Source organism: Paenibacillus silvae, assembly GCF_014639235.1.
GTDB classification, from domain to species: Bacteria; Bacillota; Bacilli; order Paenibacillales; family Paenibacillaceae; genus Paenibacillus; species Paenibacillus silvae.
The window spans coordinates 637,274-654,556 of sequence record NZ_BMFU01000001.1; the positions used below are offsets into that span (position 1 = coordinate 637,274).

19 protein-coding genes and 1 tRNA gene are annotated in these 17,283 nt (G+C 46.2%); 6 read left to right on the forward strand and 14 right to left on the reverse strand.

The features are described 5' to 3' along the window. Nucleotides 1–126: 126 nt before the first annotated feature. Nucleotides 127–474, forward strand: coding sequence for a hypothetical protein (locus IEW26_RS02870; RefSeq protein ID WP_145404039.1), 348 nt, complete (start codon nucleotides 127–129; stop codon nucleotides 472–474). Nucleotides 475–631: 157 nt separating this feature from the next. On the opposite strand, the gene IEW26_RS30540 is transcribed toward IEW26_RS02870, so the two are convergent. The 5 genes from IEW26_RS30540 to IEW26_RS02890 form a co-directional block, all read right to left on the reverse strand. After that, nucleotides 632–760 carry a hypothetical protein gene (locus IEW26_RS30540; RefSeq protein WP_260866392.1) on the reverse strand — a complete coding sequence of 43 codons (129 nt, stop codon included), beginning with the start codon at nucleotides 758–760 and terminating at the stop codon, nucleotides 632–634. A 122-nt stretch (nucleotides 761–882) separates the two neighbouring features. Beyond that, complete coding sequence (locus IEW26_RS02875) at nucleotides 883–1,467, reverse strand: LOG family protein (RefSeq protein ID WP_188591204.1); 585 nt, start codon at nucleotides 1,465–1,467, stop codon at nucleotides 883–885. A gap of 375 nt (nucleotides 1,468–1,842) precedes the next feature. After that, complete coding sequence (locus tag IEW26_RS02880; RefSeq protein WP_145404043.1) at nucleotides 1,843–2,262, reverse strand: hypothetical protein; 420 nt, start codon at nucleotides 2,260–2,262, stop codon at nucleotides 1,843–1,845. A 209-nt stretch (nucleotides 2,263–2,471) separates the two neighbouring features. Then, a complete protein-coding gene (gene ung, locus IEW26_RS02885; protein ID WP_188591655.1) occupies nucleotides 2,472–3,140 on the reverse strand; it encodes a uracil-DNA glycosylase in 669 nt (222 codons plus the stop codon). 264 nt (nucleotides 3,141–3,404) lie between these two features. Next, entirely contained in the window at nucleotides 3,405–4,670 is a 1,266-nt protein-coding gene (locus IEW26_RS02890) for a MalY/PatB family protein (RefSeq protein ID WP_308423437.1), read from the reverse strand. Between the two features lie 276 nt (nucleotides 4,671–4,946). Here IEW26_RS02890 and IEW26_RS02895 point away from each other — a divergent pair, with 276 nt between their 5' ends. Next, nucleotides 4,947–5,654: a helix-turn-helix domain-containing protein gene (locus IEW26_RS02895; RefSeq protein ID WP_111272242.1), complete on the forward strand. Its 708-nt coding sequence runs from the start codon at nucleotides 4,947–4,949 to the stop codon at nucleotides 5,652–5,654. Between the two features lie 236 nt (nucleotides 5,655–5,890). Here the strand turns inward: IEW26_RS02895 and IEW26_RS02900 are convergent, their stop codons facing one another. Further along, nucleotides 5,891–8,812, reverse strand: coding sequence for an insulinase family protein (locus IEW26_RS02900; RefSeq protein ID WP_188591205.1), 2,922 nt, complete (start codon nucleotides 8,810–8,812; stop codon nucleotides 5,891–5,893). Between the two features lie 502 nt (nucleotides 8,813–9,314). Here IEW26_RS02900 and IEW26_RS02905 point away from each other — a divergent pair. Next, the gene (locus IEW26_RS02905; RefSeq protein WP_188591206.1) at nucleotides 9,315–9,839 is read left to right on the forward strand and encodes a hypothetical protein; all 525 of its coding nucleotides are present in this window, start codon (nucleotides 9,315–9,317) and stop codon (nucleotides 9,837–9,839) included. A gap of 214 nt (nucleotides 9,840–10,053) precedes the next feature. On the opposite strand, the gene IEW26_RS02910 is transcribed toward IEW26_RS02905, so the two are convergent. Continuing rightward, a tRNA-Leu gene (locus IEW26_RS02910) sits at nucleotides 10,054–10,139 on the reverse strand. Between the two features lie 226 nt (nucleotides 10,140–10,365). Further along, the gene (locus IEW26_RS02915; protein WP_111272239.1) at nucleotides 10,366–10,815 is read right to left on the reverse strand and encodes a general stress protein; all 450 of its coding nucleotides are present in this window, start codon (nucleotides 10,813–10,815) and stop codon (nucleotides 10,366–10,368) included. A gap of 214 nt (nucleotides 10,816–11,029) precedes the next feature. Here IEW26_RS02915 and IEW26_RS02920 point away from each other — a divergent pair, with 214 nt between their 5' ends. After that, entirely contained in the window at nucleotides 11,030–11,254 is a 225-nt protein-coding gene (locus IEW26_RS02920; RefSeq protein ID WP_188591207.1) for a hypothetical protein, read from the forward strand. 181 nt (nucleotides 11,255–11,435) lie between these two features. On the opposite strand, the gene IEW26_RS02925 is transcribed toward IEW26_RS02920, so the two are convergent. Both IEW26_RS02925 and IEW26_RS02930 read right to left on the reverse strand, forming a co-directional pair. Beyond that, nucleotides 11,436–11,918 carry a NucA/NucB deoxyribonuclease domain-containing protein gene (locus IEW26_RS02925; protein WP_188591208.1) on the reverse strand — a complete coding sequence of 161 codons (483 nt, stop codon included), beginning with the start codon at nucleotides 11,916–11,918 and terminating at the stop codon, nucleotides 11,436–11,438. 118 nt (nucleotides 11,919–12,036) lie between these two features. Next, nucleotides 12,037–13,185 (reverse strand): sensor histidine kinase, encoded by a 1,149-nt coding sequence (locus IEW26_RS02930; RefSeq protein WP_188591209.1) that lies wholly within the window; start codon nucleotides 13,183–13,185, stop codon nucleotides 12,037–12,039. A 244-nt stretch (nucleotides 13,186–13,429) separates the two neighbouring features. Between IEW26_RS02930 and IEW26_RS02935 the strand changes: the two genes are divergently transcribed. Beyond that, nucleotides 13,430–13,645 carry a DUF6199 family natural product biosynthesis protein gene (locus tag IEW26_RS02935; RefSeq protein WP_229729624.1) on the forward strand — a complete coding sequence of 72 codons (216 nt, stop codon included), beginning with the start codon at nucleotides 13,430–13,432 and terminating at the stop codon, nucleotides 13,643–13,645. Between the two features lie 149 nt (nucleotides 13,646–13,794). Next, nucleotides 13,795–14,409 carry a hypothetical protein gene (locus IEW26_RS02940; protein WP_188591210.1) on the forward strand — a complete coding sequence of 205 codons (615 nt, stop codon included), beginning with the start codon at nucleotides 13,795–13,797 and terminating at the stop codon, nucleotides 14,407–14,409. A gap of 56 nt (nucleotides 14,410–14,465) precedes the next feature. On the opposite strand, the gene IEW26_RS02945 is transcribed toward IEW26_RS02940, so the two are convergent. From IEW26_RS02945 to IEW26_RS02955, 4 genes are all read right to left on the reverse strand, one after another. After that, nucleotides 14,466–14,795 carry a DUF1904 family protein gene (locus IEW26_RS02945; protein ID WP_110898471.1) on the reverse strand — a complete coding sequence of 110 codons (330 nt, stop codon included), beginning with the start codon at nucleotides 14,793–14,795 and terminating at the stop codon, nucleotides 14,466–14,468. 154 nt (nucleotides 14,796–14,949) lie between these two features. After that, nucleotides 14,950–15,069 (reverse strand): sporulation protein YjcZ, encoded by a 120-nt coding sequence (locus tag IEW26_RS30220; RefSeq protein WP_110898472.1) that lies wholly within the window; start codon nucleotides 15,067–15,069, stop codon nucleotides 14,950–14,952. Nucleotides 15,070–15,335: 266 nt separating this feature from the next. Continuing rightward, complete coding sequence (locus tag IEW26_RS02950) at nucleotides 15,336–15,515, reverse strand: hypothetical protein (protein ID WP_111272231.1); 180 nt, start codon at nucleotides 15,513–15,515, stop codon at nucleotides 15,336–15,338. A gap of 110 nt (nucleotides 15,516–15,625) precedes the next feature. Next, nucleotides 15,626–17,179, reverse strand: a complete 1,554-nt coding sequence (locus tag IEW26_RS02955) for a tetratricopeptide repeat protein (protein ID WP_229729625.1) — start codon at nucleotides 17,177–17,179, stop codon at nucleotides 15,626–15,628. Nucleotides 17,180–17,283 lie beyond the last annotated feature (104 nt).

Consider the following 17,283-nt stretch of genomic DNA (forward strand, 5'->3'; position numbering starts at 1 on the left):
CCGAGCTTCAATGCAGCCACATTTAACGGGCTGGGGATTCACTCATTTTTGCGAACTCAATCTGAAAATCAACATAATATAATATCAGTCATAGACAACTGCACTCCGCTGTAAGGAGGTTGCCCTTTGAAACCACTAACCAGGAAGCACTCGGGATCTGCCAGAATTCTCTCCTCTCAGAAGTCTTCACCGCGCCATTCAGTAAAGAACGGAACAGGACCAAGGACCAAATCTAACCCACCACTCGGACATCCTGGATCACGACAAGTGAGTCCGCGAGCTTCCGTTCGAGGACTCGCTATACCTGACCGAACGAGTAATCAGTCCTCTGTCGACGGTCCTAAACAAAACACACTGGATCAGCTGGCCTTAGTTGCAGCCATTCTTGCACTGATTGCTTCAGCTATCGGACTATACATTGCCTGGAAAACACTGATTTTGCCTAGCAGTGGCACTACAGAAATTACGGTATAACCCGATTCTGTCTCGTTAAGGGCAGCCGGGTTCTTTTTCTAAAAAACCAAAAAACCGTTCCCCGGAAACGCCGGCAGCCACCGGCGTCTCTTTGGAAAGGCCATATTGTTCGGGCGCTGCTCCCAGGCAGCCCTCATCCGTCAAGGAATGGTCTGAATTACAGTACGAACGTGCGGGAGATGATAACCAGCAGGATAAACAATACCAAAATGGCGCCTGTAGATGTCCAGGCTCCACCGCCGAAACCTCCGCAGTACCCGTAACCTGCACCTTTGAGTTCGCTCATGAGTGACACTCCCCTCTTCATCAAAGTACACTATAGACTATGTCCGCAAGCGCTTTTTGATTGGGCAGGTGAAGAAGTTTTTCTCTGGAAGAGGGGATCAGCCATTGAAGGTCTTGATCCATTTATTTTTCGCTCAGCTGAGACCATTTCTGGGTTAGCTCCTTGGGAATGTAAGCAGCCATCTGCGCAAGCAGTTCAGCCGGATCAGACTCCAGACTCCACAGACTGAGATGCGATGTATTGGAGAAACCTTCATGTACGCTGTGCTCGACCAATCTCATCAGTGGTTCATAATATCCGTTCACATTCAACAAACCGACAGGCTTGCGATGGATGCCGATCTGTGCCCAGCAAAGCACCTCAAACAATTCTTCAAACGTGCCCATGCCTCCCGGCAGGGCGATGAAGCCATCGGACAGCTGGGCCATCGTTGCTTTGCGTTCATGCATCGTCCCCACCTCAATCAGTTGAGTCAGCCCGCTATGGACTACCTCGCCTCTGAACAAACCTGTGGGCATCACACCAATCACTTCTCCACCTGCCGCAAGAGCAGCATCTGCCACGGCACCCATCAATCCCATGCAAGAGCCGCCATAGACAAGTGCATACCCACTGTCGGCAATCTGTTTACCCAACCCCGCAGCATGCCGGGTATAGTCAGCGTGATTTCCCGGATTAGAACCTGCAAAAACACATATCCGTTTCAATCGGTTTCACTCCTTCTTATGATCTATCCAAGTTGAACTAAAGAGAGGATATAGATAGTTGTTCAACTTCTATATCTCAGTAGTATATAACATAAATGTCATTGCTATGTTACAAGACATGAACAGAACAAAAATACGAAGCAGCTACATCCAGCTCAGATTTCATCCAAAACTCAAAACATTTCCAAGGCGATCCACGTCCCCCTCCTGCTCCTTCATGACAAAAAATCAAAAAAATACCCGACCGTTTGCAGCCGGCCGGGTTCCCAAATCCATACACATTAATTTAGAAGGGGTTGTTATTACCTACTATAAGGTTGAAACATTAATGCCATATGATCGCAGTATGAAAACTGTATTAAATATCAAGTCGAACTACCGTATGCCGCGCCGTGAACGCACGACAAACATATGCTTGTCCTTGCGAAGCAATCGTCCGTCTTCCAGTTCGACCTGATCCTCATCATGTCTTACAATCGTTGTGCATAACGCTACAATTTTGGCCCGCCGCCAGATCATAATCTGCGACTTGAAATAGATCGCATTCTCGAACTGGACTGCCTTCTTCATGACATAACCGATCTTGTGCACTTCCGAACGCGCCTTCTTCAGAGGCAGGCTTTCGTCAGGGAGAGGTCTGATCATTGCAATATTGTCGAACGATACCTTGATCCGTTTCGGTCCGATTCGAACACATTCTGTTTCTTCATCCCACTCCATCAGCGTTCCCTTCAGAGGCTCGCGAATTCCTGTTGCCCGATATACTGCTACTTTTCGTCCAATCCAATGTCGCAATGTGCTCGCCTCCACTATATCTATATCCGTTGAACTAAGGATGTTTACACGGAAACTCCGATGACAGAATAACCTTCCAATCGCTGTTATCCCCGGATTTTTGGATTCCCTCTCTCAAGGGGAAAATCCGGTGATAAAGGCGACCGCTTCGCTTTTCCAGTTTTTTTCTGTCTTCTCCGTTCCTTGTGTAAGTGATTGGTTCAACTTGTCTAGTTTTCAGGTATTGTCCAATCAATCGGTTTAATACCTTGGGAGACGAGAAATTCATTGGCTTTGGAAAAAGGTCTGCTGCCCAGAAAACCGCGATGTGCCGCCAGTGGACTCGGATGTGTTGATTCCAGCACCAGATGTTTGTCTCTGTTGATAAAAGCACCCTTCTTCTGCGCATGACTTCCCCAGAGCATGTACACCATTGGCTCTGTACGTTCATTCAGCTCACGAATAACTGCATCCGTGAACGTCTGCCAGCCCAATCCCTGATGTGAGTTAGGCTGACCTTCCCGCACGGTCAGCACTGCATTCAGCAGCAGCACCCCTTGTTCTGCCCAATGAATAAGTGAACCATGCTTGGGGACAGGCACTCCCAGATCATCCTGAAGCTCTTTGTATATATTTTTCAATGAAGGCGGAACACGCACCCCCGGTCTGACCGAAAAGCTTAATCCGTGCGCTTGTCCTGCACCGTGATAAGGGTCCTGGCCAATGATTACAGCTTTGACCTCGTGATACGGAGTCAGCTTTAACGCTGAGAACAAATCCTCCTTGGGTGGATAAACGGTCTGTGTTTTGTACTCGGCAGCAAGCGCATAACGGATGTTGTTAAAATAGTCAGCCTGCGTCTCCTGCTGCAGTACCTCATCCCAATCATTTCCAAACATATTGTATAGACTCCCTTCCCCTGATGAATGTATACCCGTACAGCCCGTCTGGATGGGCTCTTCCCTGCAAGAACCGACCAATCTGCGGCTCATAGACTATCCACCATTTTAACATAACCGCGGACGTCAGACCAGAAGCGGGGATTGAGGCGTGTGAACGCCTGAAAGGGCGAAACAGTCATGTACACTGCTCCGCCCTTGAAGTTCATCGTATTTTTTTCAGAAAAATCTAAATTGTAAGGGTGAGTGACACCGACTGCTCTGCTATACGGTCACAGACAACATATCCTCCTGCTGCTTCACCAGTACACGACTGATTCGGCTCAAGCCCTCTTTCAGGATCGAACGGGGGCAAGCCAGATTCAAACGGATATATCCTTCCCCATTCGCCACAAACATCCCGCCATCCTCCAGCAGCACACCTGCCTGCTCCGCAAAAAACAGAGGCAGACTTACATCCTTCGGCGCGTAAGGCGCAATATCAATCCAGGCCAGATACGTGGCATCCGGAATGTGAAACACGGCAAGTGGCAGATGCTGCTTTACATATTCGTCAACATACGCAAAATTGCCGTCCAGATATAGCTTCAGCTGACGCAGCCATGCATCACCATGCTCATATGCTGCCTGAGTGGCCGCGATGCTAAGCGGGTTTTTGAAGCCGTAATGACGTGCTTGCCAAATATCCCGAAGACCTTTGTTCGGAATGATGACATTCGAGAACATCAGCCCCGCCATGTTAAACGTTTTGCTCGGAGACATGCAGGTAATGATACGGTCGGTAGCCGGAAACAGCTTTGCAAGCGGGGTATGTGTTTTTCCCGTGCGCAGCAGATCACAATGAATCTCATCTGAAATGATCCATACATCATTGCTCAGACAGATCTCACCCACCCGCTCCAGCTCCTCCGTGCTCCAGATGCGTCCAGACGGATTATGCGGGTTACAGAAAATACATACACGAACCTTCTCGTGCCTCGCCTTTGCTTCAAAATCCTTAAAATCAATCGTATATTGCCCTTGCTCATTAATCATGTCCGAGCACACCAGTTCGAGCCGGTTATGATCCGCTGCCGACTTGAAAAATCCATAGGAAGGCGTCAAGATCAACACCTTCTCGTCCGGCTGGCAGATATATTCCACCAGTTCGTAGAGCGCAGGAATAATGCCATTCGACGTCTCCAAATGCTCCTTCGGGAAGCACCAATCGTAATAACGCTTCATCCAGCTCGCAACCGCTTCGTAATACGCTGGATCAAAAATTTGTGAATATCCCATAATCCGTCGATCCAGCCGCTGCTTCACCGCATCCAGAATCTCGGGCGGGGTCGCAAAATCCATATCGGCAATCCACATGCGGATCATCTCTTCGTCTTTGAAGGGAAAGGTCATCTCACTTGTTGCATTGAAAATATATTGGCGAAAACCGTCCGTATTCATGGCATTGGTTCCGGTGCGATCAATAATCTCGTCAAAATTATAGGACTTGGCGCGCTCCGTACTATTGTTGGTCTGGTTCATCTTCGTCATGTGATTAACTCCTCTGATTGTCTTTTGGTCACTTTTGGTCACTTTGGGTCACTCTCGATTCACTGCTTCTGCCCCTATTGTTCCATGTCGCCGAAGTTGCATCAAATGCAAGAGAATCTACTCTAAAGAAACAGAATCCATTCAATGTTTCCTTAGAATAGTCTTTTTGCTGTAAAAGTGATATATTTCTTATAGGTATTTGCTTTTACGAAAGTTTTTCATCTTTTTCATCTATTCTCAGGAAACATCACCTCTACGAAGGAGCTGCCCTACCCTATGAACAACATCAATCAAGAGGTTGGCAAAAAAATAAAGAACTTCCGCAAATGGCGCGGACTCACCATACAGCAGCTGGCAGACCAGATTTTCAAAAGCAAAGGAACGCTTTCCAAATATGAGAGCGGGGATATTACACTGGACCTGGTGACACTGCACCAGATTGCGGACGCGCTGAACATCCAGGTGGAACAGCTGCTTTACAAAGAACCGAGACATGCCTCACCGCTGATGAATACAGTCCAGTCCAGCTTTTTCAAAAACTCGACCCGCTTCTATTCGTATTTCTACGACGGTCGAAACAACAGCCTCATTCGCTGCGTCATTGACATGATGGCTCAATCGGATGCCAATCGCTATCGCACGGTGATGTATATGAATGTGAAGGATTTTGAGAATTATCAGGAATGTGAAAATATGTACTGGGGGCATACGGAGCATTATGACACGCTCACCACCCTGATTCTGAAAAACCAGGCTACACCGCTCGAAAATCTGTATATTAATATTTTGGCGTCATTTCAGGAGTCGGAGAAAAAATGGGGGCTGATGGCTGGTGTCTCGTTCAGGCCCTTCATGCCGATTGCGCTGAAAATGCTCTTCTCTCGCACCCCGCTGCCAGAAACGCCGGAGCTCTATAATGAGCTGAAAATTTCCAAAGAGGATCTGCGCACACTCAAAATTTACAATATGCTTGCTGTAACCTGAGTCTGGCAAATCACCTGAAGCAGCAATGAAACGACGACAAGCCAAAAACACCTGCCGAAGCTGTTCATTCCAGCCCAAGCAGGTGTCTTTGATGTAAGCTTAAGGATGTTCACACGCAGCACGCCGAGGCAGCTTTCTTACAGAAAGCTTTAAGCAAGCGTTTCTCTTTTCCAGCAAGTCTCTGTTTTCTGCGTTAAAGTTTGAATGTGTTTATGAGCACACTGTAGCGGTGTCGCCTAGTGTTTAATCAGGTCCAGCGTTTCGTCAAACTGCTGCTTCTGCTCCTCAATCTTGTGCTCGTTGCCAATGACGCAGCGCTGCTTCTGCTCCAGAATCGCAGAGACGAGTCCGGCAAAGCCGTTAATGTCGCTCTCCTTCGTACGCAGCACCTCATCCCGCTCCCGCTGCAGGTCCGCTTCCGTCACATTGGACAGATAACATTCCAGCGAGAAGGCCCCTTCACTGTACGGCGTTCTTGGCGTATCCAGATCCTGAATTGCACCAATAATATACCGTGTCATCTCCCGTTCATCTGCACGGAAATCGTTCAAATATTGTGGTATCCCCTCGTATACCTTATACGTTTTATCCAGATTCGGATCACGGTAGGAGGCCAGGTAGCTGTCCCCATTCCGTCTGAAGCCGGACATGCAGCCGTAAGCTCCGCCTTTGGCGCGAATGTTGTTCCACAGATAATCGAGGGACAAGATCCCCTGCAATACACGGAGCGAGCCGGTATAGGCATAGCCCTTGTCGATATAGTTCCCGGTTTGCACCACATACTGGACTTCGGATGGAGAACGGAACCCTTCGTTATGTGTGGCAGGTGTGAACGTAAAGGCTTCCTTCGCTACTTCTTGAGTGAACAGCATGGATTTCAGGCCGGAGACCTGCTGCTCCAGGCCTTCGTATCCTTGATCATCCGCAGTGTAGCTGACCAGCAGATTTTCCGGTCTGAAAATGTAACCCATCAGCTCTTGCAGACTGGCGGACAGCTGTTCTTTTTTCGCATCAAAATTCGACTGCAGATCCTCAAGCCATTGATAGTATGCAATGCCGCTAACTGCTTCTCTGAAATCAGCAACGGCCGAATGCTTCGAGGACGATCTTGCAATCCCCGCCGAATGACCGCTGTTGATCAGGTTGCGCTGCAAGTTACCTTTGACTTGAGAGATGATCTCGAAAAGTCGCTTCGTATTGTCAAAACGGGAGGTAAACACGATCTCCTTGATCATATCAAAGGCAAATCCGAGTTTGTCATACAGTACCTTGGCGTTAAATTCATACGTCGCTTTGAAGTCTTCATGCTGATGTGCGTTCGCATACGTGCCAAGCCCGCTGTTGATACCGCCGGAATGGATGTGAATCTCATTCGACAACTCATTGAAGGAGTAGTTCTGTGTATCCACGTATCCCAGTACATTTTTCAACAAACCAGCATAAGGCAGCAGGCGGCGCGGCACGTCCTTGATATCAAACAGCAGCCTCAAATAACCGATACCGTTCGTATACAGATTGTGATGCAGAATGGTTGTGCCATCAACATTGTTCACCGTTTGGTAGAGCCTGGATGCCTTCGTGTCAATATCCTCAATCGACAGCGTTGGAATCACCTGCTGCTGTTCCTTGGTTGAAGGGGTATTCTGGTACTCCGCGAGTGCCTCCGTACGTTTAATCATCTCCTGCACTTCTTCCGGGCTAAGTCCGGCCTGCACCGATTTCAGACGTGCCTTCAGCGCCTCTTCCTTACGTGCATTCAAGCCTTTGTCTGGCGTCAGTGCCACAAACGAGGTATGTGTGTTTTGCAACAGATATTTCTCGATCAGCTGTTCAAAGTAACCTTGCTTCATTTTCGTGCGAAGCTCTGCAAATACATCATTCGCCTCCAAATGGGTGAAAGGCGCCTCCTTGTCATACAGCCAGCTTTGCAGGGACGAGAATCCGTAGATCAGCCCTTTGGGCATACGGCCAAAGTCCGCTTCCCGGTGATTGAATTCGTACGAATTAATACCGGCAAGCAGCGCTTTCGGGTCAAAGCCTTCCTTGACCACTCTCTCCAGCACTTCCTTGATCGTTCCGAGGAATTCATCCTTGCTTGACAGATTGCTCTTCTTGAGTCCTACCGTGAACACAGGCTGATACAGGCTGTCATCATAAGAGCCATAAACATCCTTGGCGATGCCTTTATCCAGCAGTGCCTGCTTCAGCACAGCCCCAGGTGCATTGAGCAGCGCATATAATAAAATTTGAAACGAAATGTTCAGTTCCTTGTCCAGACTTGTGCCAATTACCGCATTATAGGTCAAAAAGCTGTTGTCCACTTCGGATTCCGTGCTTCCCGCAGAGTACGACTTCACCGTATCCACCCGTGCCGGGAAGGCAGGTTGCAGCTTGATCTCCGATTCAATCTCGATCCGATCATAGCTGCTCAGGTAATTTTCATCCAGCCATTGCAGCTTCTCTTCCATGTCCATGTCACCGTACAGGTAGATGTAGCTGTTGGACGGATGATAGTATCGTTTGTGGAAATCAAGCAGTCCTTCATAGGTCAGGTCCAGAATCGCCTCCGGGAACCCGCCAGACTCACAGGAGTACGTTGTATCCGGGAAAAGGGAGTTCAGCACTTCACGTCTCACCATCCGTTCTGGCGAAGAAAAGGCACCCTTCATCTCGTTATATACAACGCCGTTGTACGTCAGTTCATCATCCGCAGAAGTGAGATTGTAATTCCAGCCCTCCTGCAGAAATATTTTTTCATTCTCATAGATGTTCGTATTTAACACCGCATCCAGATACACATCCATCAAGTTATGAAAGTCATGGTCATTGCGGCTGGCCACCGGATAGATCGTTTTGTCCGGGTATGTCATCGCATTCAAAAATGTATTCAGGGACCCCTTCAGCAGCTCCACAAAGGAATCCTTGGCCGGGAACTTCTTCGACCCGCAGAGCACAGAGTGCTCCAGAATATGGGCTACCCCGGTATCATCCTCGGGAGGTGTGCGAAAGCCAATGCTGAACACCTTGTTATCGTCGCTGTTGGATAGCAGTACAATGTGAGCACCGGATTTCTCATGTTCCAGCAGGTACGCATCCGATTGCAGTTCTTCGATTCTGCGCTCCTGTAACACCTTGAAGGGTTTAAGCTGTTTCAACATAAATAGAGTCCTCCGTCCATTAAATTGTCGTATAGGTTGATGACTGGATACTCGTTCACATGCGAAAATTACACAAGCACTCCAAAGATGTGTAATATTGTATTGGAACTCAATCCGCAGGCAGGGTGAAAGGGAATATATGCCTATGGATAGTATACACCATTGTGATCTTACTTCATAAAAAGACAGCCGAATCCACTTTCTGATATGTATTATGCAAGGGGTGTGTTTATGAGCTATGCGGGGTGAAGGGAGAAATTAGGGAAGTATTATTTTAAATAATTTTCATTGAGTAAGTTTTTTATTTTCTATTTTAAATGCACTTGTTAAAGTCACTAAATTGTGAGAAGTTGGAGATACACTAGTTAAAGCTATTTATGTAAAAAACCTTTCCCCCAGCACTACTGTTTTAGTATTGTAGTATAAATAAGATTTGTGACGAATTGTGAATTATCACTTCGCACAAATCTTATTAAATTTTACGAGAGTAGAAGGTGTCTTTATGAAGACCAAAGTATTCAAAGTAACAATATCTGTGATCGTTATTTTAGGAATTGTAACAGCACTTTTTTTATACTTCTATAAATTCCCCAAAGAGATAAACATAATATCCCCAGCTGTAAGTTTCTATGAGAATGACCCTTCTTCAGTGGAGGGTACTACAATAAAAGTATCAGGAACACTGTACCGACCTTTGTTTCAACAACATGTATTTGAAGGTTCATTAACGATTGATAACTTAGATTTTACCAAAAAGAACGAAACCCTCGATACCTATATACTTGATAGAAAGAATGGCATCAATATGGGAAATCTTGTTTATCATAAACCTTCAACTCCAGGGGAGTTTTTAACTTCAAATATGATCTGGTTTGATGACACTTTCGAACATGTTAATATAGCGAGCGATTGGGGACAGAATAAGAAATTATTTTTTATTGTCTCAGCTTCTTCTTATGAAGAGGGTATTGATGCTCAGAGAAAGATGAGAGATAAGTATGGTTCCTTTTTTGTTCCAAGAGAATAGGCCTAAACATTTACGAGTCACACATTTACAACCGAGTTCAACAAACAAGGCGTAAAAAAACAGCCCACCTCGATGTATTCGATCCTAAAGTTCGTCCCCAATCCGCCCCAAGAATAAAATAGACGCTTAATTCCTGTGAATTCATTTTTTTATTTTGAAGTCATAAAAAAAAGGAAACCCCTTATTTATCAAGGAGTTTCCTTCTCTTTTATGATGCCGAGGACCGGGATCGAACCGGTACGGTAGTCACCTACCGCAGGATTTTAAGTCCTGTGCGTCTGCCAATTCCGCCACCCCGGCGTATGTAATATTTTCTTGGCGACAAGAAATATCTTACCATGAATAAATTAATAATGCAACCCTTTTTCCTAAAATAATGAAACAGGCACTGCAAGCGTCAGCTCACAGTGCCTAGAAAGTCCGAGTTGCGGTCCCGGACTTCCGGTAAACCATCTATATTAAGGGAGGTGTGATATAAGAATACCTCCCCAACATTAAAGAAACCTAAAATCAGCCTTAAATTAAACTAAAAATGCAAAATTGTTTTTACATGCTCTGCCTGTTCCTCGCCGCACTCTACAAAGATCAGAATATGACCTTGTAGCAGCCATTCCTCATAATAACGGGCATCCTCTTCTGTGATGCCTGCATCCGTTAGCGTTAAGACCAGATCATCTGTCTCACTGCCAATCTCATTGCCCGCCAATCGTCGTACCGCTGTTCCGATGGATGCCGTCTGATGCATGCGTTTTCCCAATCCAGCCAATATGCCCTTGAGCGCTCCAAATGCACCATCCGTTCCAGCGCCCTTCAGTGGTTTAGGCAGCCCTGTTTGCTCACTAATCATCTCAAGATCAAGCTGCTCCTTCGCTACAGCACCCAAATGCTTCTCCTCAATGCCTTCTCTTCTAAGATTATTTAATAAAATAATAGCCTCCTGCTCTGTATGAGCAAGCCCTACCAGCAATTTTGTCATCCCGTTCCCCTCCTCTTCCTTATCTACATATAACCCCGAAGACGGTGTTCAGTAACGCTAAACGTCTTTGCTAAGTCGATTCACCTATAATGACTGAATTATTTCTTTACTGGAAATCCATACCTAGTTCTGATAGACTAGATAAAGAAGACAAATTAACCATTGAAAACTTTAACCTTGCAATAAATATCTTATTAATCAGGAGTAATGACATATGAAAAAAGAGGTAGAAATTGCCATTCGACGTAAACAACAGGTTATGGTTCGTAATACGAGCGGGCAGACCGTAACCGGCTTCCCGGAACACACAGCGGACAGTTCCATTCTCTCCTTGCGCACCGTACAGGGCAATGTGTGGATTCCATTTGATGAAGTGGAACAGGTGACTCGCCTGTTGACCCTTCGTTCTCACCATCTGGGTACTATGCAGCTTGTATAACATCTGGTCTCCCAGATGTTGAATCACGCTCCTGGAGAGCAGCACACTTCAACAGATAAAGACTAGCTTCCTGTAGGAATTACCTTTTCCATCAGGCAGCACGACTATATTCAAAAAACCAGACGATAGACGTCTGGTTTTTCTTTTCTTACTTCTTATGCTTATTGTTTCTTGTACCCTGCTACTTCACAACAAATCTGACACGCGTACCGTCCGGATATGTACTTAACTGATTGCCTACCCAAGAGCCTGCACCGCGATTATCTTTGGGTGTAATATACTGGATATCTGCTCCCGTTCCCCCTTCGGCACACATCGCCATAGGCCACTCATCCCGATCCTTGCCCTTTTTCACCGGCACACCTCGGAGTGAGAGCTCTCTGTTCCCTTCAGCACCCTTGCGATCAATCGTGCAGACATCCGAATGCCCCGCCTCGATCGCCTTGCGAATATGGTTCGCCGTCTCGGGATACCGATCTGCAGGGAAAGTAATCGTATGATCAACACCCTTGTCGGTTGCATTGATTGGAGACGGAAATTGCTGCGGCCATTCTCCCCCTGCCCAAGCATATAATGCAATCAACACCATACCTGCTAACGTCACAATTTGCTTGATGTATCGACGGTTTCCTCTGCTGCTTTTTCTGCTGCGTCTTTTACTCATGATGTTCCTCCCCCATATCACACACTAGTATTATAACAGAACGTCAGTTCGCAGAACAATCACATGCATATAAAAAAACAGCCGGATTGCTCCGGCTGCCTCATGTTATGCAATGTTCCTATCCTGCATTAATAATACTCTGTCTGCTTAGGAACGGGACCATTACATGGAACTCCGTTCCTTTTCCTTCCACGCTATCTACTGTAATGCTGCCGTTCATCAGCTCTAATAGCTCTTTGCAAATGGTTAAACCCAGACCACTTCCGCCAAACCGTCTCGCATGGGATATATCGGATTGAGTGAAGGCATCGAACAGTTGATCTATCTGATTTGAAGGAATTCCGATGCCTGTGTCCCGAACCGAGAATGTGAGCATCGTTTCCTCCTGTGAATGCTGCTTCACATCCACTTGCAGCTGGACTTCACCTTTTTCCGTAAATTTAACCGCATTGCTCAGCAGATTATCCAGTACCTGCCGAAGTCTCAGCGGATCACCCCAGAGCACATCAGGCATACTCAGATCCGCATGGCAGTACAAACGGATTTGTTTATTGGCAGCCGCTGGCTCATGGGTTTTCACAATCTGCTGAATCAGCTTGAGAGGCTGAAATTCAATATGCTCCATGCCCATTTTGCCTCTCCCCAGCTTCGCCATATCCAGACTGTTATTTACGATATTCAGGAGTGCTTCCCCGGATTGACGAGCCAGCTCCAAATATTCCTGCTGTTCCTCAGTGATCTCGCCCATGCCAGCAAGCTCAATCATACCCATAATACCGTTCAGCGGTGTACGAAGCTCATGGTTCAACTTACCGATGAATTCCAGCTGCCCTCTACTCGTTTTCTCAGCCGTAGAAGCGGCAAGCTTCAACTGTTGTTCCACAAATTTGCGTTCCGTAATATCATATTGAATCCCCACAAAGTACAGACAATCTCCGGATTCATTGAAAATGGGATCAATATTCAGCTCGTTCCAGAACTTCTGGCCACTTTTGGTATAGTTTAATATCTCCACCTTAATGGATTGTTTCTTCACTAATGCTTCCCGAATTCGGGTAACCGTCTGGGGGTCAGTATCTGTTCCCTGTAAAAATCGGCAATTCCGGCCGATCGACTCTGCGTACGTATATCCAGTTAACGAGGTAAAATGTTCATTAACATACATGAGCGGAAGCTCAGGTGAGGTAGCATCAACTACCGTAACGGAGGATTTTAATTTTGAGATGATAAACTCCCATTGCATGGGGACTTGATTATATAGACTCATGTCTGCTCCTCCATCTCACATCCTTTAGATGGTATGTGTTGATATAATACAATCTATATTATTGTACCACAGTTATTCATTCATTGTAGTTCTTGGGTAATAGTTCTTAATTATACCGCACACAACTGTTGACAATCTCCTGCCTCTTATCAGATTATATAGATATCCATTTATGATGTGTCATCATCGTGCATGTACTGATTGTCTGCAATTCCTAACGCCAGACCTCAAGGCGGGGCCGTTAATGGTTAACGAGGAAGGAAGATCGGTGATGAAAACTCTCTTTTTTATCTTTATGGTGTTATGTATGATCAATCTGTGCTTCCCCAAGTTTGGCTGGTACCTGCGATATGGCTGGCTCGTTCATGGTGAGAGCGAACCTAGCAAATCTTACATGCTTATGGTGCGAATGTCCAGTCTGTTTATGCTGTTAATCGCATTTACTCTTACAATGGCATGAACCGATAATTAATGGCAAGAAGAAGACCAGCTGTCTCTCGGGTAGCTGGTCTTTGCCTTGCACTGACGGGAAAATGATAACTTTATTTGTGGTGAGATTCGAATAAGCGCCGTAATATAGAATTATCGTTTCAGAAAGGACATTACGTTATGAACATTGCATTTTATCCATTCTGGGCTGCGAGCACGTTGCTCTCACTCATCCAGGTAATCTCCATTACTGCACTGACGTGCCTAACCTATAAACAAACAGATTCCCTTATTTATGCTGTATTGCTTCTATGTATTTATGCACTCGGTCATGCAGCAGCCAAGCTAATTTTCCATCGGCTGGCCAAACACTTTGCAGCATCAGGACTAATGCTTGCAATGCCCTTGATCAAAGCACTGCTGCTCATAGCGGCTGCTTTTGCATCGTCTCACCTGACAGAATATGCCGCTTTAATATATATAAGCTTCATTTTACTCTCCGTTGTAACTCGCTGGGAATGCTTGCTTCTGGAGTCTCTTCGGCCACAGCTTATTGAAGGAGAGGACTTGGACAAAACAAACAATCTGATCTCATTTGCAAACAATACTGTAACAGGCATCGGACTGATTATGACCGCAATTACCATCCTGTATGCCGGTATCCCACTGGCACTGTGGATCGCGGCAAGCCTGTCCTTGGCTGCACTGGCGCTAATCGGTACGGTTCAGCGCCTGATTCGCAACTCCTCTCATTCTTCACTAAAGCTCAGCCCCAGGCACGCACATCACAAATAAAAAAGACGAGCACGGTTAACGGGCTCGTCTACTGCTGCCTTCACAATCCTCACAATCTAATCCAAGCGATAATCCGTCAATGGCTTGCCCTGCTTATAATACAAATTCGGTGATAATATATTGAAAAAAATATGCACATCGGGCATGTCCGCCTTCTCCAGGATAGCCTGCATGCATGATGCGATCCGATCATGTATTTCCTGGTCACGCTGAAACATCAAAATCTCGATGGAGGCCGGGGAAGGTGTCAGGGCTTGTACATCATGACGCTCTGCTTTCATTCTTTCCTGAGGAAGTTGAGTGATCAGAGCCATCTGCTCCGTAATCTGAGGTACAACCTCCTCCAGCTCGTGACCTGTGAATCCTTTAAAACGAATAAACGGCATTGCGATCCCTTCAATCTCTATAATAGTCTCTTATGTGATTTTAAGCACATTGTTTTCAGTTGTCAAATGTCACTCATGCAATACATGGCTCTACGAACGAGAGCAAAGCCCCACCAATATGATGGAGCTGATGCTGCCACACCCAAACGCTAGATTACAGCCAGAAAGATTTTGTGATGATTACGAGCAAAATAAAGAGAACGAGAATAGCGCTAGTTGAAGTCCACGCTCCATATCCACAAACATTACCACAACCGTATCCAACATGACTCATTTGATTGGCCTCCTTTGAATTTCAAGGTATGCCATAACATATGCGTTTTTTTCAGCAGTGACCGGGCGAATGTCCAAGTCTAGCCGCCCAATCCTTGGGGGTTGTACATGAGCTCTCGGTCCGAAATCCACATCATGTCTGCCTGATGCCTGCATTAAGAGTTTTCTGCCACACAAGACAAGCGCTTTGACTTGCAGCATAAAAGCCGAATCACACCTCATTCGTTCAGGTATGACACGGCTTATCGTTTTTATTAAACTATGTATCTAACCATTTCTACGTTCAATCTGATCATAGATCGCTTGCCCATCGTAGCCAGGTTCTTGTGCAATATCTTTTCCAAATAATATGAGATCGCTCATACTGGCACTATTACCACCGAGAATGCTAAAAGCCCCCAGAAGCCATAACAACGGATAAAACACAATAGAAAGCCCTTTTTTCATCGCGTACCCTCCTTCTTCTAAAAAGTAAACCTCTGTTAATTATACGTCAACACTTGAGCCAGGTTTCATTTTTATGGAAATAATTGAACAATCCGGTTCTGAACTGAGCGTCACTCCAGACTGTTCAAAAGGACTACAGCATCCTGATGGTTCGGGTCTAACTCAACCACACGAAGAGCATAGCTAAGCGCTTCCTGTTCCAGTTCAAGCTCATAACAGCACACAGCCAGTTCATATAAATGTGTTACTTTATGTTCATCGGAAATAGCTGTGAGTGATTCCTCCAGAAAAGGCTTTGCATCTTCATACATAAACATCTCCATAAACAACTGGCCTGTTATCAAGGCAAGCTGCGCCTGATTCTCCATTCTATAATAAGCGGACCACATCTGCCTGATCCCCGATAGAAGGTCAGACATTTCCTCCTCACTTGCATCTGGCAACAGATATGTAAACCGAGGATAAGCATGCATCAGAAATTCGGCATCGTACCCGCCCAGGCGCCAGAAGGGCAGTAGCTGCTTCAGCTCCATCTGATGAACCTTGGAGTCGCTCCACTCCTTGAGACTGAAAAAATCATCTGGACCGAATCGCTCCACAAAGCGATGATAAGCCAGCCTTGTGTTCACATAACTGTTCGGTTCCTCCAGCATCAAAATCATACCTGCGTTCAGATCCTTATAATGATGGGCCGTAAAATAAGCTTCAGCGCCTTGCTGTTCAAGCACATATTGGATTGCATGATAATTGGCTGACAACGAGAAGCTGCCATGCAGCGCAAATTCGGGCGGCTCCGCATATTTCCAGTAATCCAGCCGATGATCCCCCTTATCTGCCGTAATCAGCATGTAGCCTGACCGGGACAGCTTGCCCAGGCGTTCGAGACAGCTCAGACCCGCATTCGGAAGCAAAATGTGCGAATCCTCCAGTTCAGCCCGATACAGGGCGATCAGTTCGGAGTATGGATCGCTGTTCGAACTATACCCGGGGGCAGCACGATAGGTATAATGTAATGACATCTGTTCCAGCATCTCGGCAGGCTCTTGTGTATTTACATCTTGCGGGAGCTCCACAAGCAGATCACACTCAAATACCTGCCCCTCCCCAATATAGATCAGCTCCTGCGGAATACTGTCAAAAAAATAATTGGCAATGAGCAGCAGCGGCTGCTGCAAATCCCCCTGCCTTATGGTCATTCCCGACACAACCAGATTCAATTCCTTTTCCTGCATCGCATCAAAGCATGCAAAATCCAGCAGTCCCTGAGCTATATAAGCCTGCATGGAGGGATGTTCTCTCCAGCCCATTACATTTTCCATAGCCAGGTCTGTCATGACATACCGAAAAACCGGCAGCTCAATCCCTGCAAAATCTTTCAGTGCACATAGCTTGTATAATACCTGATGCGCTAAACGTCCCGATCCAGCACCAAGCTCAACAATGGTGATCGTCTCGTGCTGTACACCTCTGGCAGCCAAATCCTGCAAAAACGCAAAAATCATCTCCGCATACGCCGTTGCAATGAACGGGTTGCTCGTAATATACTGCGGTACCTGGCTGCCCTCCCAGGCCTGCAAACCCTTGTGTTCGTAGTACGCTCTCTGCCAATCCCAAATTGGTGCCTCACTAAAACGGTAGCGTTGGCTCTCTTTTTCTATGCTCACTTGTATTAAACCTGCTTTCTATGTATATATTCAAAATATGACCTATGTCATCCGTTGCAAAAATATCATTATAGCATACTTCCTTTTCAGTACTTCCTATAAAT